General features: G+C 60.2%; 15 protein-coding genes. 14 read left to right on the top strand and 1 reads right to left on the bottom strand.

The window, feature by feature from the left end:
* Positions 1–92: 92 nt before the first annotated feature.
* Positions 93–2,321: an NAD-dependent DNA ligase LigA gene (gene ligA / locus I2E13_RS01800; protein WP_195404022.1), complete on the top strand. Its 2,229-nt coding sequence runs from the start codon at positions 93–95 to the stop codon at positions 2,319–2,321.
* Between the two features lie 155 nt (positions 2,322–2,476).
* Here ligA and I2E13_RS01795 read toward each other — a convergent pair whose 3' ends face one another.
* Positions 2,477–3,823 (bottom strand): MATE family efflux transporter, encoded by a 1,347-nt coding sequence (locus I2E13_RS01795; protein ID WP_195404021.1) that lies wholly within the window; start codon positions 3,821–3,823, stop codon positions 2,477–2,479.
* 261 nt (positions 3,824–4,084) lie between these two features.
* Between I2E13_RS01795 and I2E13_RS01790 the strand changes: the two genes are divergently transcribed.
* The 13 genes from I2E13_RS01790 to I2E13_RS01730 all read left to right on the top strand — a co-directional run bounded on the left by I2E13_RS01790 (position 4,085) and on the right by I2E13_RS01730 (position 24,871).
* Positions 4,085–5,914, top strand: a complete 1,830-nt coding sequence (locus tag I2E13_RS01790; protein WP_195404020.1) for an ABC transporter ATP-binding protein — start codon at positions 4,085–4,087, stop codon at positions 5,912–5,914.
* Positions 5,907–7,805: an ABC transporter ATP-binding protein gene (locus tag I2E13_RS01785; protein WP_195404019.1), complete on the top strand. Its 1,899-nt coding sequence runs from the start codon at positions 5,907–5,909 to the stop codon at positions 7,803–7,805. Before I2E13_RS01790 ends, I2E13_RS01785 begins: the two co-directional genes overlap by 8 nt.
* 215 nt (positions 7,806–8,020) lie before the next feature.
* The gene (locus tag I2E13_RS01780; protein WP_195404018.1) at positions 8,021–9,058 is read left to right on the top strand and encodes a hypothetical protein; all 1,038 of its coding nucleotides are present in this window, start codon (positions 8,021–8,023) and stop codon (positions 9,056–9,058) included.
* A 235-nt stretch (positions 9,059–9,293) separates the two neighbouring features.
* Positions 9,294–10,349, top strand: coding sequence for a GTP 3',8-cyclase MoaA (gene moaA / locus I2E13_RS01775; protein WP_271817564.1), 1,056 nt, complete (start codon positions 9,294–9,296; stop codon positions 10,347–10,349).
* A 4-nt stretch (positions 10,350–10,353) separates the two neighbouring features.
* A complete protein-coding gene (gene mobB, locus I2E13_RS11250; RefSeq protein ID WP_195404017.1) occupies positions 10,354–11,652 on the top strand; it encodes a molybdopterin-guanine dinucleotide biosynthesis protein B in 1,299 nt (432 codons plus the stop codon).
* 171 nt (positions 11,653–11,823) lie between these two features.
* Positions 11,824–12,408: a histidine phosphatase family protein gene (locus I2E13_RS01765; RefSeq protein WP_195404016.1), complete on the top strand. Its 585-nt coding sequence runs from the start codon at positions 11,824–11,826 to the stop codon at positions 12,406–12,408.
* Between the two features lie 314 nt (positions 12,409–12,722).
* Positions 12,723–13,568, top strand: a complete 846-nt coding sequence (locus I2E13_RS01760; protein WP_324249365.1) for a PRD domain-containing protein — start codon at positions 12,723–12,725, stop codon at positions 13,566–13,568.
* A gap of 118 nt (positions 13,569–13,686) precedes the next feature.
* Positions 13,687–15,126 carry a PTS transporter subunit EIIC gene (locus tag I2E13_RS01755; RefSeq protein WP_195404014.1) on the top strand — a complete coding sequence of 480 codons (1,440 nt, stop codon included), beginning with the start codon at positions 13,687–13,689 and terminating at the stop codon, positions 15,124–15,126.
* Between the two features lie 140 nt (positions 15,127–15,266).
* Complete coding sequence (locus I2E13_RS01750; RefSeq protein ID WP_195404013.1) at positions 15,267–16,715, top strand: glycoside hydrolase family 1 protein; 1,449 nt, start codon at positions 15,267–15,269, stop codon at positions 16,713–16,715.
* A gap of 236 nt (positions 16,716–16,951) precedes the next feature.
* A complete protein-coding gene (locus I2E13_RS01745; protein ID WP_195404012.1) occupies positions 16,952–18,232 on the top strand; it encodes an MFS transporter in 1,281 nt (426 codons plus the stop codon).
* A 224-nt stretch (positions 18,233–18,456) separates the two neighbouring features.
* On the top strand, positions 18,457–19,278 hold the full coding sequence (locus tag I2E13_RS01740; RefSeq protein ID WP_195404011.1) for an HAD family hydrolase: 822 nt from the start codon (positions 18,457–18,459) through the stop codon (positions 19,276–19,278).
* A 504-nt stretch (positions 19,279–19,782) separates the two neighbouring features.
* Positions 19,783–23,208, top strand: a complete 3,426-nt coding sequence (locus I2E13_RS01735) for a Spy0128 family protein (protein ID WP_195404010.1) — start codon at positions 19,783–19,785, stop codon at positions 23,206–23,208.
* Complete coding sequence (locus tag I2E13_RS01730) at positions 23,201–24,871, top strand: SpaA isopeptide-forming pilin-related protein (protein WP_195404009.1); 1,671 nt, start codon at positions 23,201–23,203, stop codon at positions 24,869–24,871. Before I2E13_RS01735 ends, I2E13_RS01730 begins: the two co-directional genes overlap by 8 nt.
* Positions 24,872–24,951: the final 80 nt, after the last annotated feature.

Genomic DNA, 24,951 nt, shown 5'->3' with positions numbered 1-24,951 from the left:
GCCGATTCGGTGCGGTTCGAAAGGGTTATTCGGCGTCATGGTGACCGGTGGTACTCTTGTATCCGTTTGAAATCGAGCGAAGGAGTGCCGCTATGGAGCAATCGAGCCTGTTTGGTGACGGTGTGGACATCGATACCGAAACGCCCGCGAGCGCGGATGCCGCCGCACCGACCGACGCCCGTGCCCAGGCGGCAGCGCGCGCGGCCGAGCTGCGCCACGAGCTCGATTACCACGCGTACCGCTACTACATGCTCGACGCGCCCGAGATCACGGACGCTGCCTTTGACAAAATGCTCGTTGAGCTGCAGGAAATCGAGGCGGCCTACCCCGATTTGGTAACGCCCGACAGCTATACCCAGCGCGTGGGCGGCTACGTGAGCGAGCAGTTTACGCCGGTCACGCATATGGCACGCATGTATTCCATGGACGATGCCATGGATCTGGACGAACTCGACGCGTGGCTCCAGCGTACCGAGGATGCGCTCGGTGCCGGTAGCGTCACCTATACCTGCGAGCTTAAGATCGACGGCCTGGGCGTGGCGCTTACCTACCAAAACGGAACCTTCGTGCGCGCCGCCACACGTGGCGATGGCACAACGGGCGAGGACGTGTCGCTCAACGTGCGTACCATCAAGGATGTGCCCATGCACCTGTCCGAGCCGGCGCTCGCCCACATGGGCGCCGACCGCGAGCGCACCATTGAGGTGCGCGGCGAGGTCTATATGCCCAAGGGCAGCTTTGTTCGTCTGAACGACGAGGCCGATGCCGAGGGGCGCGACCCCTTCGCCAACCCGCGCAACGCCGCCGCCGGCAGCCTGCGCCAAAAGGACCCCAAGGTCACGGCGCGCCGCGACCTGGCTACCTTTATCTACGCCATTGCCGATACCGATCCGCTGCACGTCCACAGCCAGCGCGAGTTCCTGGACTGGCTGCGTAGCGCCGGCTTTAGCGTCAACCCCAACGTTGCCCGTTGCGCCACGCCGGCCGAGGTCCACGAGTTCTGCGCCCAGGCCCTCGAGCATCGCGGTGACCTGGACTACGACATCGACGGCGTGGTCGTAAAGGTCGACAGCTTCCAGCAGCAGCTCGACCTGGGCTTTACTGCCCGCGCACCGCGCTGGGCCATTGCCTTTAAGTTCCCACCCGAGGAAAAGCAGACCGTCCTGCGCGAAATTCGCATCCAGGTGGGTCGCACCGGTGTGCTCACGCCGGTCGCCGAGTTCGACCCGGTGACGGTCGCCGGCTCCACCATCGCGCGCGCCACGCTGCACAACATCGACGAGATCCGCCGCAAAAACGTGCGCGAGGGCGACACTATCATCGTGCACAAGGCAGGCGACGTGATTCCCGAGGTCGTGGGCCCCGTGCTCGACAAGCGCCCGGCCGACAGCGTTGACTGGCAGATGCCCGAGGTCTGCCCCGTGTGCGGTAGCCCCGTGGTCCATGAGGACGGTGAGGTGGCCTACCGCTGCGTGTCCATTGATTGCCCCGCGCAGCTCAAGGAGCGCCTGCTCCACTGGGTGAGTCGCGGCTGTATGGACGTGGACGGCTTGGGCGACGAGATCGTCGACAAGATGATCGCCGCCGGTCTGATCCATGATGTCGCGGACTTCTACCAGCTCACGGTCGACGACATCGCCGGCCTGGACACGGGCCGCGTGTACGCCAGCTCCAACAGCAAAAAGGGCGTCAAGAAGGGCGACCCCATTCCGGTGGGCCTCAAGACGGCCGAGAAAATCATCGCCGAGCTCAACAAGTCCAAGAGCCAGCCGCTCGGTCGCGTGCTGTTTGCCCTGGGCATCCGCCATGTGGGCAAGAGTGTGGGCGAGGTTATCGCCGAGCGATTCCTGTCGATTGACAAGCTCATCTTGGCGAGCGAAGAGGACATCGCCGAGTGTGAGGGCATCGGTCCCAAGATTGCGGCGAGCGTCAAGCAGTTCCTGGCCGTGCCCGAGAACCTTGCCGTGCTGGAGCGCCTGCGCCAGGCGGGTCTGTCGCTCGAGGTCGATTTGGGCGCTGCGCACGCGCAAGCCGCGGCCGACGCTGGCGTGGCAGGCGAGCTTGCCGACGCACAGCCGCTTGCGGGTCTGACCTTTGTGCTCACGGGCACGCTCGTCAACCGCACGCGCGACGAGGCGGGCGCGGCGCTCAAGGTGCTCGGCGCCAAGGTCTCGGGCAGTGTTTCAAAGAAGACGAGCTATCTGGTCGCCGGCCCCAAAGCGGGCTCCAAGCTCACCAAGGCCGAGCAGCTGGGCGTACCCGTGCTGGACGAGGACGCACTCGAGCGGATCCTGGCTACTGGCGAGGTGCCCCAGGCTTAGTGCATCAATAGTCAAATTGAAGAACCGCCCGGAAGCACGATGCCTTCCGGGCGGTTCTTACTTTGCTGGGGCAACCGGCACCGTGACCTGCGTCACGTAGGTTGTGGGGTCGTGGCTGATGATACCGTCGATGAGGGCGATTTCGCGTTGCCCCGCTACGCCACCAACCTGTCAAAAGCCCTGCGCCGGTTGAGCACGGTAAATGCAATCACGCAGATGATTGCCGACAGAATCGAGCCGCACGGCGAGGCGATGCCCATGGGAAACAACGTATCGGAATAGGCGTTCGACAGCAGCCACGCGCCCGGCACGCGAATGAGTGCCACAGCCAGCACGTTGTGCGCAAAGCCGATGTAGCTCTTGCCATACGCAGCGAAAAAGCCGCTAAAGCAAATGTGGATGCCGGCAAAGATTGCATCGAAAATATAACTGTGCATATAGCCGGTACCGGCCGCGACCACCGCGGCGTCCTTGGCAAAAAAGCCAATAAACGCCGGCGCCACCAGCCACATCAGCGCTGTAATCAGGCAGCCGTACACCACCGAGATGGTCATGGCATCCTTGAGCACCTGACGCGCGCGGTCGCCCTTGCCCGCGCCGGCGTTTTGTGCCGTGAGCGCGCTGACGGTGGCACCCATGGAACTCGGCACAATGAACAAAAAGCTGATCATCTTCTCGACCAGGCCCACGGCGGCGGCGTCGACCAGACCGCGGTGGTTGGCGATGACGGTGATAAACATAAACGCCACCTGGATGCAGCCGTCCTGCACAGCCACGGGCACGCCGATTTTAAGAATGCTGCCGAGCACCTCGGGCTGGGGGCGCAGGTCGCTGCGCTTAACGTGGATGTTTGTGCGACGGCTCTTGAGCCACACGAGCGCGAGGGCAACGCTTGCCGTCTGGGCGGTTACCGTGCCGAGCGCTGCGCCCACGGGGCCGAGCCCCATGTGGCCGATAAACAGAAAATCGAGCGCGATGTTGATGATGCATGCCACGCCAATTACGTACATGGGCGAGCGCGAATCGCCCAGCCCGCGAAAGATGGCCGAGAGGATGTTGTACGCGGCGATAAAGGGAATGCCGATAAAGCAGATACGCAGGTAGGCGGCAGTGCCTTCGACGGCTTCGGCGGGAGTGCCAATGAGCGCCACGATCTGCGGGCAAAGCGCGAGCAGGACAGCGGCCAGTACCACCGAGACACCCATAAAGAGCGTGATGGTATTGCCGATGGCGGTCTCGGCGCGATCGAAGCGGCGCGAGCCCACGGCGTGGCCGACGATGACCGTCGTTCCCATGGCCAGACCAACGAGTGTCACGGTAATGATATAGAGCGTCTGTGCGCCGTTGCCCACGGCGGTGATGCCGGCGGCGCCGCTAAACTGTCCCATCATGTACAGGTCGGCCATGCCGTAGAGCATCTGCAAAAAGTACGAGAGCATATAGGGCAGGGCAAAGACCGCGATGGTCTTGAGGACATTGCCGCGTGTGAGGTCGTGTTCCATGGGCGGGGCACTTTCTGGCTTGGATCGTTTAAGTACCAGTGTAGTGAAAACCCTATAACGATTGTAGAGTCAAGGTTTGTATTGGCAGCAGGGCGAAAAAGTCACGCTCGCGTTTATTTCTAATTGAATACAGAGTTGCACCTTGTGAGCATGGCGCCTGTACTAGCCTTGCAGAAATCGATTTCGCATCACTTGACACCGCCGCACGGCGCGCCATAATACGTGGGTTTGCGAACAACGTTTGATGGGGGATGAACCTGCGTGCGCAATCTCAAGATTCTGTTTTCCTATCTGGGGACATACCGCCGCGATGCCATACTCGGCGTGCTCTTTGTGACGGCCGAGACGGCGCTCGAGCTGTTTATCCCGGTCATCATGGCAAATATCATCGATGTGGGCGTGCCCGCGGGGGACATCAACTACATGCTGTTGCAGGGCACGTATATGTTGGTATGCGCTGCATGTTCGCTGGTACTTGGCTTGGGCTATGCACGCACGTCTGCTCGCGTCGCCTCGGGGCTGGGCGCTAACCTGCGCGAGGCGGAGTATCGCAAGATCCAGACGCTCGCTTTTGGCAATCTGGACAACTACGACGCCAGCTCGCTTGTCACTCGCATGACCACCGACATCACCGTGATTCAAAACGCCGTAGGTAACGGTTTCCGCCCCATGGTGCGCGGGCCGGTAAATCTGGTCATGGGCCTCGTCTACGCTTTCGCGCTCTCGCGCGAGCTCGCGGCGGTCTTTGCCGTCATTCTGCCGATGCTCGCCATCGTGCTCGGTATCATTACCGTGCGCGTGAGCCCGCTCTACCGCCAACTCCAGACCTCGATGGACCACCTCAACGGCGTGGTACAAGAGGACCTTACCGCCGTGCGCGCCGTGAAGGCGTACGTGCGAGCCGAGCACGAGTGCGACAAGTTCGACACCGTCAATACCGAGCTCGCCGGCACGGCGACCAAGACCTTCGGCACCGCCGTGTTCAACCTGCCGGTGTTCCAACTCTCGATGTACGTGGCTGCGCTCTCGATCTTGTGGATTGGCGGCTGCATGATCATCGAAGGTCGCTTGGGCGTGGGCTCGCTCACGGGCTTTATGAGCTATGTGCTGCTGATCATGAACTCGCTCATGATGATTTCCAATGTGTTTTTGCTGCTCACGCGCGCTCTCACGAGTGTGGGCCGTATCGCAGAGGTGCTCGATGAGGAGCCCTTTATCGCCAATCCTGCGGGAGGCCTCGCGACTGCGGCGCCAGCGGACGGCAGTATCGAGTTTCGCGACGTTTCCTTTAAATACCGCGCGGATGCAGTCGAGGATGTGCTCGAGCATATCGACCTTCGCATCGAGAGCGGCTCCACGGTGGGCATCCTCGGCGGCACGGGCTCGGGCAAGAGTTCGCTTGTGCAGCTAATCGCGCGCCTGTACGACGCCACCGAGGGCGCCGTGCTTGTGGGCGGACACGACGTGCGTGACTACGACCTGGCTACCTTGCGCGACGCCGTGGGCATCGTGCTGCAAAAGAACGTGCTGTTTACGGGCACCGTGCGCGAGAACCTGCAGTGGGGCAATCCGCAGGCGTCGGACGATGAGCTCCTCGCGGCTTGCCGCGCGGCGTGCGTGGACGAGTTCCTTGATCGCATCGGCGGGCTGGACGGCGAGTTGGGCCAAGGCGGCGCCGGTGTTTCGGGTGGCCAGAAGCAACGCCTGTGCATCGCGCGCACGCTGCTCAAGCATCCGCGCGTGCTCATTTTTGATGACTCCACCAGCGCGGTCGATATGGCGACCGACGCTAAGATTCGCGAGCACATCGCTCGGATTCCCAATACGACCGTGCTCATCATCGCCCAGCGCATCGCGAGCGTCATGGATGCCGATCGCATTGTGGTGTTGGACGACGGTCGTGTCCACGGCGTGGGCACGCACGAGGAACTGCTGGCGGGCGACAACATATACCAGGAGATTTACGCCTCGCAGATGGAGTTCGCGGGGGATGCGGGCGTCGCGGACGGCGGCGAAGATGGCTGCGCGAACAATCCGTTTTTCTCCGTCCCCAGCGAATCGCCCTTGGAAGGGGGTGAGCGCCATGCCTAAGACCGCAGCCCAAGCACGCCCGGCCGACCTCAAGCGCACTATGCGCCGCCTGCTCTCCTACATGGGGCATGCCAAGTTCTCGTTGCTCGCGGTGGGCGTGCTCGCCTCCGTCGCCGCCATCGCGAGCCTCGTCGGCACCTACATGGTGCGCCCCATCGTTAACGGTTTGGCCACGGGCGGGGAGGAACTGCTCGCCAAGCAGGTCATCCTGACGGCGATCATCTACGCTGCGGGCGTGCTCTCGGCCCTGGGCTACTCACAGATCATGGTGCGCGCGGCCCAACGCGTGGTGTCCGATATTCGCCGCGACCTGTTCGCGCACATCCAGACGCTGCCGCTCAGTTATTTTGACAGCACGCGCTCGGGCGACATCATGAGCTTTTTTACCAACGACGTCGACACCGTCTCCGAGGCGCTCAACAACAGCTTTGCCAACGTGATTCAGGCCGCCATTCAGGTTGTGGGCACCACGGCCATGCTCATCATCCTTAACTGGCAGCTCACGATTATCACGCTCGTGTGCGATGCGGCCATTGCGCTGTATGCGCGCTACTCGGGCGCGCGCTCTAAGCGCTTCTTTGCCGCCCAGCAGGCATCGCTTGGCGACCTGGACGGATATATCGAAGAGATGGTCTCGGGCCAAAAGGTCATCAAGGTCTTTAACCGCGAGGCAGCGAATGTTGCCGGCTTCACCTGCCGCAACGACGAGCTTCGCCGCACCGGCACCGCCGCCGTGAGCTATGCCAACTCCATGGTGCCCATGACCGTCGTGATCGGCTATGCCAACTACGCCATCGTTGCCGTGGCGGGCGGCATGCTCTGCATCAAGGGACTCGCCGACGTAGGTGCGCTTGCAAGCTACCTGGTCTTTGTGCGTCAGGCCGCCATGCCCATCAACCAGTTTACGCAGCTGGGCAACTTTTTGCTCAACGCGCTGGCCGGTGCCGAGCGCCTGTTTGCCGCCATGGACCTTAAGCCCGAGGTTGACGAGGGCTGCGTGGAGCTGGTGCAGACGGGCGACGCCGCGTGGGCATGGAAGATTCCCGAGGGCCAGGGCGTGGGCTCGTACGGGCACCTGCATGATGTGGCTGCCGTTGATGAGTCGGGCCGCGCGGTGGCCGCCGACGGTACCGAGCTCACGTGCGGCTTGGTCCCGCTTGCCGGCGACGTGCGCTTCCATGCCGTGGACTTTTCCTACGTGCCGGGCACCCGTGTGCTCACGGACCTCAACCTGTTTGCCAAGCCGGGGCAAAAGATCGCGTTTGTGGGCTCGACGGGCGCCGGAAAGACGACCATCACCAACCTCATCAACCGCTTCTACGAGGTCGATGACGGCGAGATCACGTACGACGGCATTGACGTCAAGCACATTGCCAAGGCCAGCCTGCGCGGGTCGCTCGGCATTGTGCTGCAGGACACGCACCTGTTTAGCGGCACCATTGCGCAGAACATCCGCTTTGGCAAGCTCGATGCGACCGACGAGGAGGTGCGCGCCGCTGCCGAGGCCGCCTGCGCCGACTCGTTTATCCGCCGCCTGCCTAGAGGGTACGACACACCGGTCACGGCCGACGGCGCCAACTTGTCGCAGGGCCAGCGCCAGCTGCTCGCCATCGCGCGCGTGGCCGTGGCCGATCCGCCGGTGCTCATCTTGGACGAGGCCACGAGCTCTATCGACACGCGCACCGAAAAGCTCATCGAGCGCGGCATGGACCGCATCATGCGCGGACGCACCACGTTTATGATCGCGCACCGCCTGTCCACCGTTCGCGACGCCGACGCCATCATGGTCCTCGAACACGGCCGCATCATCGAGCGCGGCACGCACGAAGAGCTGCTCGCTCAGCACGGCGAGTACTGGCAGCTGGCACATGGCTTAAAAGAGTTGGATTAACCCGTTCGAGCACGATGCTTTGACCCCTCCATGCTCCTCACCTCGCCTCAAACCATCACAACATTCGGCGTTTTTTGCCAAAATCGGGAAAAGCATCGAATGTTGTGATGGTTTTTCTACCACTCGACCGGGTGGAATCGCTTTCTTGCGCACGAAGGTGTGCGGACCCGGGGGCAGGGGAATAAGGTTGGTTATCCGACTCCATTGGAGGGCTCATGGACCTGCCGATCGTCCTGTCCCATAAGACTGCCTGGCTGTACCACAACGTGGCGCGCCCGTCCGAGCCGCTCTCGCGGGCAAGCAGCCTATACGATGAGGACTCGCTTGCTAACGAGGCGGAGCCGACCGCGAGCCTGCCCAAATTGGGACTCGATGCCAAGGGGCTGAGGGCTTCAACGGCAGTTGGGATCGTTGCCGACTATCTGGTTGCGCTTGGTATTCCACGAGAAGAGCTCGATCATATCGACACGCTCGTCAACTTTGATTTTGAGCGCTCGACGCCGGCTGGATTTAGGTGCCACGTGTTTGGGGCGCCGGTACCTCCAGGCCATCTTATCGAGGTGGTAGAGGGCCTTCTGGTGGTTGATGAGGTCATGTGTTTTGTCCAGGCAGGTTCGTGGATGAGCGAACCCGAGCAGCTGGAATATGGCTACGAAATCTGTGCCCGATACCATTTGAATCATCTGTCGACAGGCGATTATATCGAGATGGGGCAGAGGCATACCGTTGCCGATTTGATTGCTTATTGCAATGAGAACCGATCTCGTCAGGGGGCTGTACGCGCGGCCGCCGTGCTCAAGCGCGTGCACGATGGCGCGCGATCGCCCATGGAGACGGCCACCGCAATCATGGTCGTAGCAAAACGTTCCCAGGGCGGGCTGGGATACGTCAAGATCGAGCTTAACCATCGGGTCGATGTTCCCAACGAGTTCAAGTATCTCGCAAAGGCCGGGTATTTCGAAATCGACGTATATGCGCCTGCGAGCGGTACGGGGATTGAATATAACGGCTCGGACCATCTTGATAAACAGCGCTGCGCGTCGGATGCGGAGCGTATGACCGTGCTGAGCGCGCTGGGCTTTAGGATGATCGTCCTCACCGGGACTCAGTTTGCCCATCAGCTGCAATTGCACCGGGCGATGAACGCCATCGCACTCGCTATGGGCCTCAAGTGCGACCGAAGCGAAGCATTCCAAAAGCGGCAGAACGACCTGCGAGAATTCGTGATTCGGCACTGGGACGGCGACATTTAGGGGCGCTTTGGTCCTTCTACGGGGTGCCGCGGGCAGACAAACCATCACAACATTCGACGTTTTTTGCCAAAAACGGGAAAAGCATCGAATGTTGTGATGGTCTGTGTGTTGAGGATGGGCTTGGGAAGTCCGTTTTGCTCGAAGCGACCTGTCCTGTCGTACGGGTGTCGGCATGATTCTCTCGGGGGGTATTATGTTTTCCGAAGAATAAAACGCCGCGTGAGGGGAGGGCTGCGTGGACGGGCACGTGCAACATGACGGCTTTGGCCGCGATATCAACTACCTGCGCATTGCCGTTACCGACAAGTGCAATTTCCGCTGCATTTACTGCATGCCGGCCGATGGCGTGGCGCCCCGTGCACACGACGAGCTACTCAGCGCCGAGGAAATCGCCCGCTTTGTGCGCTTGGTGGCGGGGGAGGGCATTCGCCGCGTGCGCCTGACGGGTGGCGAGCCGCTGGTCAGCCGCCGTATCATTCCGCTCATTCGCGACATCCGCGCGATTCCGCAGATCGAGGACATCTCGCTCACCACCAACGGCGCTCTGCTGCCTAAGCTGGCACCGCAGCTCAAAGATGCCGGGCTTAGCCGCGTCAACATCTCGCTCGATACGCTCGACCCTACGCTGTTTGGAAAGATCACGCGCCTGGGTCGGCTCGAGCAGACCATGGCTGGCATCGACGCGGCGCTGGCTTGGGGCTTTGAGCCGGTTAAGGTCAACTGTGTTGTTGTGCGCCGGCTCAACCAGGATGTGGCGGCCCTCGCGCGGCTCACGCTCGACCGCCCCATCCACCTGCGCTTTATCGAATACATGCCCATCGGCGACGAACACACGAGCTCGCATTGCGCTGTGGACCCGCATGCGCCCGCGCTCAATCCCGAGCTGTGGGACGCGAGCGATACCGTGCCGAGCGACGAGCTGCGGGCGCGCATCAATGCTGGGGCCGCCGCGACGGGGCTGGGCGAGCTCGAGCCGCTCGACATCAACGACGCTCCTGCCGGCGCGGGCCCTGCGCGCTATTGGCACTTTCCGGGCGCGGCGGGAACGGTCGGCTTTATCAGCGCCATGTCCAACCATTTTTGTGCGAATTGCAACCGTCTGCGCCTGACGGCCGATGGCAACGTGCGTCCGTGCCTGTTCAGCGATGCCGAGTATTCGGTGCGTGAGGCGCTGCGCCGTGGTGATGATATGCAGGTGCTTTCGATTTGGCGCGATGCCGTGGCCCACAAACCGCAGGAACACGCGATAATTGAGGGCACGCAACGATTTATGTCCCAAATCGGAGGATGATTATATGGCCAAGAGCAGGTACGCCGATGCCACCAAGGCCGCTCGCGGGGCCGCGATGTCTGCCCGCAAAGTCACGGCTGCGGCTGGCGATGCTGTCACTGCCGCACAGCCGACTTCCAGCGCTGCAGCCGAGCCCACTCGTGACGCCCGTCGTGACGAGCTGACGCACGTGGACGCCAAGGGCGAGGTTCGCATGGTCGACGTGTCCGACAAGGCCGAGACACATCGCATCGCCATCGCCGAGGGCGCCATCCTCATGCATCCCGAGACGCAAGCCATGGTGCTGCAGGACCGCGCCAAAAAGGGCGACGTGCTTGCCTGCGCGCGCGTGGCGGGCATCATGGCCATCAAGCGCACGAGCGACATCATCCCCATGTGCCATCCGTTGCTCATTACCAAGAGTAAGTGCGACATTGCGCCCATCGTTCCGGCGGGGACGCCGGCCGAGGACGTGCCCGAGGGCTGGGCGCCGCCACGCGCGGACGGACAGGTCGGCTTTCACGTGCTGGTCACGGCGGGCGTGACGGGTAAGACGGGTATTGAGATGGAGGCGTTGACCGGCGCGAGTGCCGCGTGTCTGACCATCTATGACATGTGCAAGGCCGTCGATCGCGGCATGGAGATTGTCGACGTGCGCCTGTTGCACAAGGAAGGTGGCCGCTCGGGCGTGTGGGATCGTTCAGAGCGTCAGGCCGCTGCTGTTGAGGCCGTGGCCGCTGACGGTGCCACGCTCGCGAGCGTACCCGTCGCCGTCGCACCCGCAGCTCCGGCGCCGGCCGTCCCCGCAATCGCGTTTATCGGCTACCAAAATTCGGGCAAGACCACGCTCGTCGAGAAGGTTATCGCCGAGCTCACCCGCCGCGGCCTGCGCGTGGGTTCGCTCAAGCATCATGGGCATCACGGCTTTGATATCGATGTACCCGCCAAGGATACGTGGCGCCATCACCAGGCCGGCTCCAAGCATGTGGGGCTCATCTGCGCCACGCGCTGGGCGGAGTACGCTGACACGCGCGAGGAGGACGAGATGCCCGCGCGCGAGCTGCTGTCGCGCTACAACGATGTCGACGTGGTGATCATCGAGGGCTACAAGACCGAGGGCTTCGACAACATCGTGGTCGCGCGATCGGGCGTTGATCGCCTGCGCGGCAAGAGCTCGCTCGACCTGGTCGACGGTCACACGCTGGCCCTTGCCTGCAACGAGGCCCTGGCGCGCCAGGCCTTCGACGCCGGCTTTGCGACCCGAGCCATCAACATCAACGATGCCCGAGCCATCTGCGACCTTATCCAAGATCATCTGGCCTAAAACCTGCCAAAAAGGGACAGGTTTGTTTTGGCAGGTTTTATCTGGGCAAACGCCATTTCCACCACAAAGGGGCCAGGCACCTTTGTGGTGGTTTTGGCCAAAGAGGCTTTGACTTAAACCTACCTCGAGGTGTAATAATCGCTGACAAACGATTGCGATTATGGAGGTCTCATGCCAAAACTGTACTTTATGCGTCACGGTCAAACGCTCTTTAACTTGCTTCGTCGCAAGCAAGGTTGGTGTGACTCGCCGCTTACCGAGCTGGGAATCGAGCAGGCTAAAACTGTCGGTGCGACCCTGCGAGGGCGTGGCCTTACGTTTGACCATGCGTACAGTTCGACGTCCGAGCGTGCGTGCGACACGCTTGAGCTTGCGTTTCCCGGTCAGCCTTACGAGCGTGTCAAGGGCCTTAAGGAGTGGAACTTTGGCAAGTTTGAGGGTGCGAGCGAGGATTTGAATCCGCGCCTGCCGTACGGCGATTTTTACAAGCAGTATGACGGCGAGGGCGAAGACGAGTTTCGCGAACGCATGATGGCGACCATCACCGAGCTCATGCAGCGCCCTGGGCATGAGAGCGTGTTGTGTGTGAGCCATGGCGCCGCGGCGGCTCAGGTCATGCGCGGCGTGGGCGTGGAGCCGCTCAAGATGAAGAACCGCATCGGCAACTGCTGCGTGCTCGAGCTTGACTTTAATCCCGCCACCAGCACATTTGCTCTCGCAGATTTGTACAACCCCTACGGCACTCCGCGCGAGTGACATCGGGGCATCAGCTAAAACCACCACAGAGGGGCCAGGCACCTTTGTGGTGGTTTTTGGCCTTGCCCTCGGCATTTGCCCAGATAAAACCTGCCAAATTAAACCAGTCCCTTTTTGGTAGGTACCGTTCGCGGGCGATTTCCTACCGTTCGGCGGACTTTCGCGCCAATGGGGCTTACGCCGCATGCAAGTTTCATCCTACAATCGCCCACGTGCTCACAAGTTTGTTACTCCTCGGGAGGCATCACTTGCGCATAATAGAAGACGAGGAATATCGCCCCGTCGTCTAGCGCCGATGTCCGAGGAGTTTTTTCATTCTCATTTTAAAGAAGATCAACAATAACGTTGCTCTTGCCGCCAGCGATGACGGCCGAGAGGTTGTTGTCTTTGGCAAGGGCATCGGTTTCCACGAGATGCCCTACGAGCTTGCCGATGAGTCTCTCATCCAGCGCAAATTCTATAACGTTCCCGAGAGCCTGCAGGATATGGTCGGCACACTTCCCGACGACGTTCTGCTCGCGGCAAGCGACATTGCCTGTTTTGCGTCCCAGCAGCTTGGCTGCAAACTATCCGGTGGCCTGCCCTTTATCCTGGCAGATCACCTGCAGTTTGCCGTCCAGCGCGACGATGACCAACTCAGCGCCCCCAACCCGCTCGAGCATGAGGTGGCTTTCATCTACCCGCGTGAGCTCGAGATCGGTCAGGCCGCGCTCGCCATCGTGCAAAAGCACACTGGCGCCAAGCTGGGTCAGAACGAGGCCACGAGCATCGCGCTCCACATCGTTAACGCCGAGGTCGACGGCATGGGCCGCGCCAAGGACATGGACTTCATCATGAAGAGCACCCGCGTGCTTGACGAGGTAACCCATTCCGTGGAAAAGCAGCTCGGCTGCTCGCTCGACACGGCGTCGTACTGCTACATTCGCTTTCTTGCGCACCTGCGCTTTTTGGTTCGCCGCCTCTGCAAGGGTAAGTGCATGCAGACCGAGAACTCCTCGCTGTTTATGCAGGCCGCCCGCGATTTTCCCGAGGCATACCAGTGCGCGTATGCCATCAACCGCGTGTTCGAGAAAGAGTTTAAGCAGAGCTGCTCGGACGAGGAGCTCTTGTATCTGATGATGCATATCAACCGTCTGCGATCGGCTTCGCAGACCGAATGAGTAAAGTCGCCAGCCCGGCGGCAATCGCAACAATTCTTTTTGGTTTCTAGCTGCGGGCAAGGTACCGGCTCGCGGTAGGGGATATTTTTGTCGAAATTTGGAAAAGAGAGGACAGATCATGGCAGGTAAATACGACGATCTTGCTGCCCAGATCGTAGAGCTGGTTGGCGGTAAGTCCAACGTCAAATGCGTCGCACACTGCATTACCCGCGTTCGTTTTAAGCTCAAGGACGAATCCTTGGCCAGCGATGAGAAGATCTCTGAGCTGCCCAACGTCATCAAGGTCATGCACGCCAACGGCCAGTACCAGGTTGTTGTGGGTAACATCGTCGAGGACGTCTACGACGCCGTCCTCAAGGTCGGCGGTTTTAGCGACGGCGGCGCCGTCGACGCCGATGACGACGATGCCGCTCCCAAGGGCGTTACCGATGTGATCATCGACCTCATCTCGGGCATCTTCGCCCCCATGCTCGGCACCTTCGCCGCTGCCGGTATCATGAAGGGCCTGCTGGCGCTCGCTACCTTCCTGGTCCCGAGCTTTGCCAACGACGGCGCCTACACGCTGCTCTACACCGTCGCTGACGGCATGTTCTACTTCCTGCCCGTGGTGCTTGGCTTTACCGCGGCCAAGAAGTTCAAGATGAGCGAGTTCAACGGCATGGCCATCGCCTTTGCTCTGGTGTATCCCACCATGGTTGCCCTGACCTCGGGTGAGGTTGTCGGCTCCGTCGAGCTCGGCTTTGCTGGCACCTTCTCTTGGTATACCACGTTCCTGGGCCTACCGCTTATCATGCCTGCCTCGGGTTACACCAGCTCCGTTATCCCCATCCTGCTCATGATCTGGTTCGGCTCGACCCTCGAGCACTGGGTTAAGAAGTGGATGCCCGCTTCTATGAAGATGTTCTTCACCCCGCTGATCGTCGTCACCGTCACCGTCACCCTTGGCTACTTGGTCATTGGCCCCATCGCCACGCTCATTACCAACCTGCTCGGCGAGTTCTTCGCGCTGCTGTTTGGCCTGCCCATGATCGGTTCCATCTTGGGTTGCACCCTCGTCGGCGCCTTCTGGATGTGCCTGGTCATCTTTGGCTTCCACTGGTCCCTCGTGCCCATCGCGCTGGTCAACCTGTCCACTCTGGGCTACGACTACGTTCTGGGCTCCATTATCGCCCACTCCTTCTCGCTGGGCGCCGTGCTCTTCGCTATGTATCTCAAGAACAAGGACGAGAAGTTCCGCGGTATCGCGCTGCCGGCCATGATCTCCGCCTTCTTCTTTGGTGTCACCGAGCCCGCTATCTACGGTGTCGCCCTGCCCGATAAGAAGGCCTTCATCAACGCCAGCATCGGTTCTGCCGTGGGCGGCCTCATCATCGGCATCTCCGGCGCCGTGGTGTACATGTCCGGTGGTCTGGGCGTCTTCAACTGGCTGTCCTTCATCGACCCCTCCGGTGTTAACGGCATCAACCACATGATCTGGGCTATCGTTGCCTCGCTCGTGGGTGCCGCCGTGGGCTTCGCAATCGAGTTTGTCACCTACAAGCCCGAGGCTGCTAAGTAACCCAAACGACAAAGACTCGGTACCAAGCCGGCGGGGACAAGCGCCCCGCTGGCTTTTTCCAAATGGGCGAGACTGTCCGCACGTGCGCCAAAAGGGGTCCCGCCACGAAACTTACTCCAACACGTACGAAAGGAGCCAACATGGCTTTTCCTGATGGATTTCTGTGGGGCGGCGCCACTGCCGCCAATCAGTGCGAAGGCGGATACAACGAGGACGGCAAGGGCCTCGGTGTCCCCGACATCATGACCGGCGGTACGGTCTCCGAGCCGCGCCACATCACCGACGGCATTCTGCCCCAGTACCACTATCCCAGCCACGAGGCCGTGGACATGTACCATCACTACCTTGACGACATCAAGCTCTTTGGCGAGATGGGCTTTAAGTGCTATCGCATGTCCATCAACTGGAGCCGCATCTTCCCCAACGGCGACGAGGCCGAGCCCAACCAGGCCGGCATCGAGTTCTACCGCCGCGTGTTCCAGGCCTGTCAGGAGCAGGGCATCGAGCCCATGGTCACCCTCAGCCACTACGAGCTGCCCTATGGCCTGTCCAAAAACTACGGCGGCTGGAAGAACCCCAAGCTCATCGATTTCTACCTCAACTACGCCCGCACCGTCATGACCGAATACAAGGGCCTGGTGCGCTACTGGCTCACCTTTAACGAGATCAATTGCCTGCTCATGGGCGGTTTTGGCGGCGTGATGGGTGGCGGCATGGTGCCCGAGGCAACTGACACGCCCATGGCCTTTGGCAACTGCGATTGGGACGATCCGCAGGCGCGCTTCGACGCCCTGCACCATCAGTTCTTGGCGAGCGCCAAGTGCGTCACCATGGGCCATCAGATCGATCCTCAGAACAAGATCGGCTGCATGATTGCCGGCAATGCCTGCTATCCGCACACGTGTAATCCGGCTGACGTCCTGGCGGCGCAAAAGCAGCAGCGCGAGATGAACTTCTACTGCGGCGACGTGCAGGTGCGCGGTGCGTATCCCTCGTGGGCGCCCAGCGTGTGGCGCCGCGAGGGCGTGCACGTGGAGGTCTCGCCCGAGGACGCCGCCACGCTGGCCGCCGGCAAGGTCGACTTCTACAGCTTTAGCTACTACATGAGCGCCACGGCCACGGCCGATCCGGTGCTGCTGGAGCAGGGCAACATCTTTGGTGGCGCCGGCAACGAGTACCTCAAGAAGAGCGATTGGGGTTGGGCGATCGACCCCGAGGGTCTGCGCTACTACCTGGAGGAGGTCTACGACCGCTACCAGGTGCCGCTGATGATTGTCGAGAACGGCCTGGGCGCGGTGGACGAGGTCGAGGCGGACGGTTCGATTCACGACAGCTACCGCATCGATTACCTGCGCGAGCATATCAAGCAGATGGAGATTGCCATCGAGGACGGCGTGGACCTGATGGGCTACACCATGTGGGGCTGCATCGATTTGGTGAGCGCCTCGACCGGCGAGATGAAGAAGCGCTACGGCTTTATCTACGTCGACAAGGACAACGACGGCAACGGCACGCTCGCCCGCAGCCGCAAGGACAGCTTCTTCTGGTACAAGAAGGTCATCGAGTCCAACGGCGCCGACCTGGCCTAGCCAAGTCTCAACCAGCGTAAACGCCGCAACCACCACAAAGGGGCCAGGCACCTTTGTGGTGGTTTTTGCTTTGGTAGATGGTTGGGACATGCCTTACAATCTACCGAGTAGTTCATGACGGGCGAAAAACGGAGAGAAGGGGCTTGATGCGTCCTTAATGTTTCAAGCGGATAGATTGATTCGATAGACGGTGGCGAATGCCCACCGTCCGCATTCGTATGAAACAAGGAGTCTCCATGCTCGCCTCTCTTTTCTCAAAGCCTCAATCATCGCTGTCCGTGCAGGCCAAGCGCCTGGTGGCGATGCGCTTTCTCATCTACACCGGTTTTCAGACCAGCTACTTTATCGGCGTCATCGGAACGCTCACCTATGCGGACGATGCTTCGGTCGTCGCGACATCGCTGGCCGTTCTGTTTATGAACGTTTTTGTGATCCTGGGATCCTTTGCGGGCGGCGCTGCGCTTGACGCATGGGGTCCGCGCCGCCATTTCTTGCTGAGCATTGTTGGCGCTCTCGCAACTGGCACGGCAATCATCGCCTTTGGTAGCGCGACCGGCGTCGTCCTGCTCGGCGCGGTGTTTCTGGGCTTTGTGATGGGATTCGCCCAGCCCATCTCCACGTCCTATCCGGCCTACCTCACCAACGACCCCGTCGAGCTCAAAGACATCAACTCCGCCATCGCCATGTTCTCAAACGTGAGTATTATCGTTGGCCCCACGTTGGGTGGCTTTGTCGCGGCGGCTGCGTCGTCGCGCGCGGTGTTTGTGCTCATGATGCTTTTTACCGTGCTGGCACTCATCGCTGGCGGGGGCTTTAGGCCGCAGACCGGCCATGTCGCCGGGCATGCGGATGCCGATTCGACAGAGGAAGGGGAGCGCGCGGGACGAAGCCCCGACCCCAGCACGTCCGCCCGCGCCACCTTCGCAGCCAGCATCAAGACGGTCTTTACCAATAGCGTTCTCGCCCTACTGTTCTGCATTATCTTTCTTTCGAACTTTGGCTACGGAGCCTTCGATCCGCTCGAGTCGTTCTTCTATCGCGATGTCCTGCACGTCGGCGTTGAGTGGATGGGCTGGCTCTCGTCGGCCTCGGGCGTGGGCGCGGTGCTGGGTGCCGTGCTCGCGCTTCGCTTGCCGCCGCACCTGGTCAACCTTAAAACACTGCTCGTGGCGCTTATGTCCGTGGGCCTGGGAAGTCTGCTCTATGTGGGGACACCGTACGTGGGCGTAGCCCTTGTCGGCCAGATTGCCCTGGGCGTAGCTTGGGGTGTCGTCAACCCGCTCCACAACACCATCGTGCAAACGACGGCGCCGCTCGAGCAGCTCGGTCGCGTCAATTCGGTCATGGGCTTTGGCAATATGTTCGCCGGCGTGGCGCCGCTGGCGATTGCCCCGTGGCTGGCGGCGACATTTGGCGTGCAGCAGACGCTCGTAGGGGCGGGCATGGTCGTGACGGCGGTTCCCGCGGCGTTGCTGCTGTTTGGACGCAATCATTTGGAACGTGCCGTAAAGCGGTAAGAAACCATCACAACATTCGATGAAAATCGCGATTTTGCCGAAAAACATCGAATGTTGTGATGGTTTGCGCCTCGGGCCAGGCCACCCTTCGGGTCCGGCCACCACAAAGAGGACAGGCACCTTTGTGGTGGTTTTGCTTTGACGGGCCGCGCCTGCGCCTTGGTATACCATGTACGCCGTTTGCGAATACACCCCACACCACCGCACAACCCAGAAAGGCCCCCATGGACACCACCTTCAGCCACATCAAAGCCGTGTTCTGCGATATCGATGGCACGCTGCTCGCGAGCCAGCACACGGTGTCCCCGCGCACCGTGGCGGCGATCCGCGCCCTGCGCGAGCGTGGCGTGCTCTTTGGCCTGTGCACCGGGCGCGACGCCCACGCGACCGAGGCCATGTACGAGCTCTGGGGTATCGAAGGCCTGGTGGACCTGCTCGTGGGCTGCGGTGGCGCCGAGGTCATCGACCGCGCGCACGACATCAACGAGCTGAGCTATCCGCTGCCGGGCGAGACCATCGCACGCATCTGCAAGCACATGGCGGACCTTCCGGCAACACCCGTCTGCCCCCGAGACGGCGTGTTCTACGTGCCCGAGAGCAACGCGTGCGTCGAGCACCTGTCGCGCGTCGACGGTGTGCCCTACCAGGTGGTCGATTTTGCCGAGTTTTTGCGCGAGCCGCAGCCCAAGGTGATGTTTACCATGGCGCCCGAGGTAATGCCGCGGGTGATTGAGCGAGCATCGACGTTTGCCGATAACACTGTTAAGGCGGCGGCTCTGCAAACCACGCAGCGGCTCTACGAGTTCATGGATCCGCGCGTGTCCAAGACGCGCGGCCTTGTGCGCGTGGCGGAGCTCAACGACATGGAGCTCCAGGAGATCTGCGTGTTTGGCGATGCCGATAACGACACCTGCATGGTGGCCGACGCCGGCGTGGGCGTGGCCATGGCAAACGGCAGCGATGCCACCCGCTCCGCCGCCGATTTTGTAACCGCGAGCAACGACGAAGACGGCATCGCGATCTTTATCGAGGAACATCTGCTGTAGCGCCGGGGGAGAGCCACCACAAAGGGAATAGGCACCTTTGTGGCGGCCTCAGGCGATTTGGGCGAATTGATACCTAAAAACTGCGCGCAAATTCAAATTTGGTTGTATGAACATTACGCTTCTAATCACCGATGGGTTAAAGATATTCTCATCAATTTGGTAGGATATTCATCCCGGTTAATGACCTACCGCTCACGGTCGATTTTCGACCGTTCACAGGATGTTTGCTCTTGAGCAAAATGTTGTGCAAATAAATCTAATGCCATTAAAAAATAATAGGCAACTAAATTACCAGCAGAAACAAAAAATAGATAGCGAATAAACGAAGGTAAATCTGAGCAAATGTCAAGAGAATTGAGAACTCGCTACAAAAATGTCGGTTTTGTTGCTCAGATGTTTAAACAATCGTTATAATCGCATTACTAAACGAGCGCAATTACAGATTGCGCAGATACGTTTGATGGTGAAAGAGCAAGATCGCGGTCTCTTGGGGAGGAGACATCGATGAAAGCGAATTCAGACAAATCTAAGCAGAGTAAAAAAGCGACGCGCCGTGTACTGGCAGGCGTTTTGTGCGGAGCATCCGTGCTGAGCCTGGTACTGTCGCTCGTCATGCCCCCGATCTCGCAGGCCATTGCCAACGATGCCCAGGCAGCTCCTACCGAGGAAACTGTGATGGGGGGGGGTTCCTCAAGTGAGTCTACTGATGTAGAAAACACCAACAACGGGGATACCGAAAACCAGAATAGTGACGACGCCGAGGCCGATGAGACTGGCTCTTCAAATGACGTTGAGCAGAATCAGGCTGAGGATCAACCTGAGGGTACGCTGCAGGTCGAAGATAACGAGCCGGCAGATGGTAACGCTGTGATGGCGGCCACGGAAGGCGAGCAAACCGAAGCGGCGCCCGACGAGATAAAAAACGTTGACGATTTAAAAACCAAGTTGGCGAATGCAAGCGGTGTTGCTAGCTTCAAGCTTATGAATGATGTCGAGACCGGCGAGACAATCACGCTTAGCAAGGACGGCAGCAAAATCACGCTGGATCTAAACGGCCATAAGATTAAGCATACGAGTTCAAATCAGCCTCTGTTCAATATCACCGGCGGTGCGACGCTGACCGTCAAGGACGGCCAGCAAGCTGCCGCAAAAGAGATCCAGGCTAATCAAGAAAACAAATGTGGCAATCTCGCTTCAATGGAGTACGGCGATTCTAACATCCCGACCAAGCTTACCTATTACGTAACCGAATCGGTCGCAAGCGGAACCGTTACAAACGAAACTCTTAAAGCGTATGAGGCTGGTATCAAGGGTGCCATTGTGGCTTGCAGTGATACCAAAGCTCCTGGGTTAAGGCTCGTCAACCTTTTCAATGGCGGCCACTTTAATTTTGAAAGCGGAGTGCTCACGCAAAAGAAAGATGGCCAAATCGGCAACCTCATCTATGCCGAGAACGGCTCTACTGTCAACATGAGCGGCGGATACGTTTGCGGCGCTTCCGGTTCGGGTGACGGCGCGGGCATTATGGTATCCAACGAGAAGGGCGTCGCCTCGACCCTTAAACTGACTGGCGGCGTAATTGCCGGCAACAGCGCTTATAGTGGCGGTGGTGTGTATGCCCGTTATTCCGAGGTCACCATAACTAATGGCATAATCTCCGGTAATAGCACACTCAACGCGGGACTCGGTGGCGGCATTATGGCCAAGGGCGGCATCGTGACCGTTTCTGGTGGCTATATCACGAATAATAGAATGGTTCAGTTCTGCGGCCACGATGGCTGGGGTGACCATGGCGGCGCTGGGCTTGCTGCCAATAACGGCGCCCATGTCACCATTTCCGGTGGCCAGATTACTGGCAATTATTCTGAAGAAGCTGGTGGTGGCGTTTACGTTACCGATGTCGAACGGAATGACCAAGCGTCTCGCTTAGGAATGGCGTGGCTGAATATCACGGGAGGAATTATTGCCTCTAACGTGAGCTACCGATCTGAAGGTGCCGGCATTCGAGTGGGCCAGATGGTTGACGCGATGATTAACGGCACTGAAGAGAGTAAAGTCTACATCACAAACAATCACTGCATGTCTCGCTTTGACTGGGGCGGTGGCGGTATCTTCGTCCAGGGAAACTCGAATGCGGGTAAGGAATATACTGCTGGTAGATTATTTGTATACAACTCGTACATTAGCAGCAATACCGCCGGTGGCTATGGTGGTGGCGTTGCAGTCTGCCCGACGGGCAAGACGCTGGTGACGAACACTGACGGCACTGCAATCTTTGGCAATATATCTGCTGGCGATGAGCAAAATGCTGATGGCGATGAGCAGAATGCCAACGGTTACGATCCGGCAACTAACAGTGGTAATGAAGGCAAGCCCCATCTTTCAAGTGGCGGTAGCGAAAAGAATCAAGATCAAGATGCATACAACTCGGAGAAGTTCCGCAAGAACGGCCATGCCGATTTCTTCCTTGCGGCAAAGGATGGCCATAAGGAACCGCTTGCGGCAATAATCGGCAAGATGCTCGGCGGCGGAGACGCCAAGTATTTGGGAAGCAAAGAGCTCAATGAAGCTATAAAAATTCCTGCCGATGGCGGCGTGCAGATTTATCGGAGTATCGGATTGACTTCGGATGTTCATGTTGGCGACGCTGAAGCAAATAATGCACAGGCGGCTGCTACAACCTTCATCACGGGCAACTATTCCTGGGACCATGGCGGCGGCATCATGTCGAACGGCGACCTGTACCTAGGCGTGCCTGCGGATACGTACGTCTACCCAAGCCTTAAGCTAAAGGCGTCAAAGGCGCTGAAAAATAAGCAAACCGAAAAAGAAGAAATGCTCACAAAAGATCAGTTTTCTTTCGCGGTTTATCGCAAGGATTCGGATACTGCGACGGCGCCTTCTTGGAAAAATGACTCTTTCAGCGATGGTGACTGCACCTTAGTCGGGTCTGCCAAGAATGACGCTGAAGGTAACATTACGTTTGACCTTGGTGAACAGTTCGTAGATAAGACTGTTGTGGCTAACAAGATTACATACTACTTGGTCGAACAGACCGGTGGAGACTCTGACATTGAGTACGACCACACTGTGTACGAGATCGAGGTGCAGCTCACGGACAACGAAACTTTGCTCATGAATGTGCCGAAGAAGGATGATTCAAGTCAGAACGTTCCGCTTTACGTCCATAACTATACGATTACAAGCGTGAGTGCGACCGGGCGCTCCGGAGATACAACAAAAGCGCTGGGCACTATGGAAAGAGACAGCGAAGGCTATTATTCGATTATCGACTCCAACGCGGGAAAGACCTTCACCAACAAGTACACTCCGTACACCTCCAGCGGCTCCTGGACTCCCAAGGCGACTAAGGTCGTTAAGGGTGGCGAGATGAAGGAGTTTACGCTCGAGTTTGCGGATAATCTGGCCTTCGAGAAAGCCAAGACGGTAAAGACTCAGATTGATGGTGACAAGACTCAGACGCTACCGTTTGAAGCAGTCAACTATGAGTTGAAACAGCTCGAGGGCGGGGGCACCACCGGCCGTGGCGCTTCCAAGACCTTCACGTACTATGTGCGCGAGAAGGATGAGAGTTCGCTTTTCTCGCACTACAAGTTCGACAAGTCGGTCTACAAGCTTACGGTTGTTGCAACGGACAATACCAAAGGAACCATCAACCGTAAGGTGACCTACAGGAAGGGAACCGTTGGCTCCGATGGCAAGTGGAAAGATGCTGATGGCGCCGACCACGAGCTCACCGACACTGACACCCCCACCTTCACCAACACCTACTCCACTTCTTTGCCCCTTTCCGGTATGTCGGGCATCACGCTGACCTACCTTGCCGGCGCGGCGGTGCTTTGCGCTGCTGCGGCCTGGATGCACATTCGTCGCAAGGCGAATGCGAAGGGAGGCGAGCGTCGTGAATAAGAAAGTTTGCTCCTTCCCGATCTTGTTTGCGCTGCTTGCCCTCCTGATCGGCACCTGCGCGGTTGTGTTCCCCGCTTCCGCGCAGGCCGCGCCGACCTCGACCGGTTCCATCACGGTGAGCGGCAACGTAGCGCGCAGCTACGACGCCTACCAGATCTTTAGCGCCAACGTCGTCGACGGCGACGGCGACGCCAAGATCGCCACCGACCTCGCCTGGGCAAGCGACGCCGTGCGCGACGCCGCGCTGCCCGTGCTGCACAGCGCCGGCATGCCCAATTCCCAGACCACCGCGCAGGAAGCTGCCGAGTGGCTCAACTCCGATTCCCACCTTACGAGCGCGCTGAGCGCACAGCTCGCTCGTTCCCTCCAGAGCTCTGGCGCCGTGTCCGTGGCCCTTAACGCGGGCACGACGGCCGAGCTGCCCTGCGGCTACTGGCTCATCGTCGCCGACGACGACGCCATCGCCCAGGGCGAGGCCGGCACCGCGCCGATCATGGCCCTGGTGGGCGGCAGCGCCGTCACCGTCAAGCCCAAGGCGGCGACGCCCAAGGTCGCCAAGCACGTGCTGGAGGACAGCACCGCCGCATGGCAGAAGGCCGCCGACGCCACGGTCGCCGACGACCTGTACTGGCGCCTCTCTGCCACGGTCCCGGCGGGCCTTGCTGCCTACGACACCTATACGGTGCGGTTCGTCGACACCATGAGCGCGGGGCTCGACCCCTCCAAGGTGACCGCGAGCATGCGCGTGTACGTGGCGACGGGCGCGGACGGCGGCTTTGACGCCGTCTCGGCCGACAAGGACGGCCGCGTCGGCACCGAGCCCGCGAAGGGCTGGACCGACATCACGGCCCAGTGCGCCACCAAGGTAGCGGCCGACGGCAAGACCTTCACCGTGCGCACCGGCGACCTGATCGCCGCGCTCGGCGGGGCCGACGCCTTCACCGCGGGCGTCCGCGTGGTCGCCGTGTACAACGCACCGCTCAACAGCGCGTGCAACCACGGCATCGCGAAGGGCAACCCCAACGAGGTCTACCTGCGCTACCCGCGCTCTCCCTTTGCCGACCAGTCCGGCGACGCGGGCTTCACCCGCACGCCGAGCGACGATGCGTGCGCCTACACCTGGGATCTCGCGCTCACCAAGCGCGGCAGCGACGGCGACAAGCCGCTTGCCGGGGCGGTCCTGAGCATCGCCGACGACCGCGGCCGCACACTGGCGGCCGATGGCACGTGGGATGCGGAGGGCAAGGCCACCGTCACCACGGGCGAGGACGGCCGCGTGACCGTCTCGGGCGTGGACTCGGGCAAGCTGGAGGTCCGCGAGCTCAAGGCGCCCAAGGGCTACACCGCCTTTGAGGGCACGCGCTCCGTGACGGTCAAGGCCGAGGGCCTGGACGTCGACCAGGTGGCCGCCGCCAAGCCCAAACTCACCATCACGGCCGAGTCGCCCCTGCGTGCCGACAGCGCGGACGGGTCGACGGGCAGCCTGGAGGCGTCGCTCATCAACACGCCCACCGGCACACCCCCTAGCATTACCACCGGAGGCTTTATGCCCTCGACTGGCGATATGGCAATGTACGCCGCGGCCGCCGCAGCGGTCGCTGGAGCCGCGCTCATCGTGGTCGCGCTCCTGGTCAAGCGGGGAGGTGGCAACCATAAAAAGTAGCTGGCAGCCCCACCGAGAGCGGGGCGAGACGTAGCGAAGTAGATGCTAAGACACAGACAGATGGATTTAGATCAAACGGA

Source organism: Collinsella aerofaciens (assembly GCF_015554145.1).
GTDB classification, from domain to species: Bacteria; Actinomycetota; Coriobacteriia; order Coriobacteriales; family Coriobacteriaceae; genus Collinsella; species Collinsella aerofaciens_AA.
Note: the sequence above shows the minus strand (reverse complement) of the source record. Positions and strands in the feature narration are given on the sequence as shown.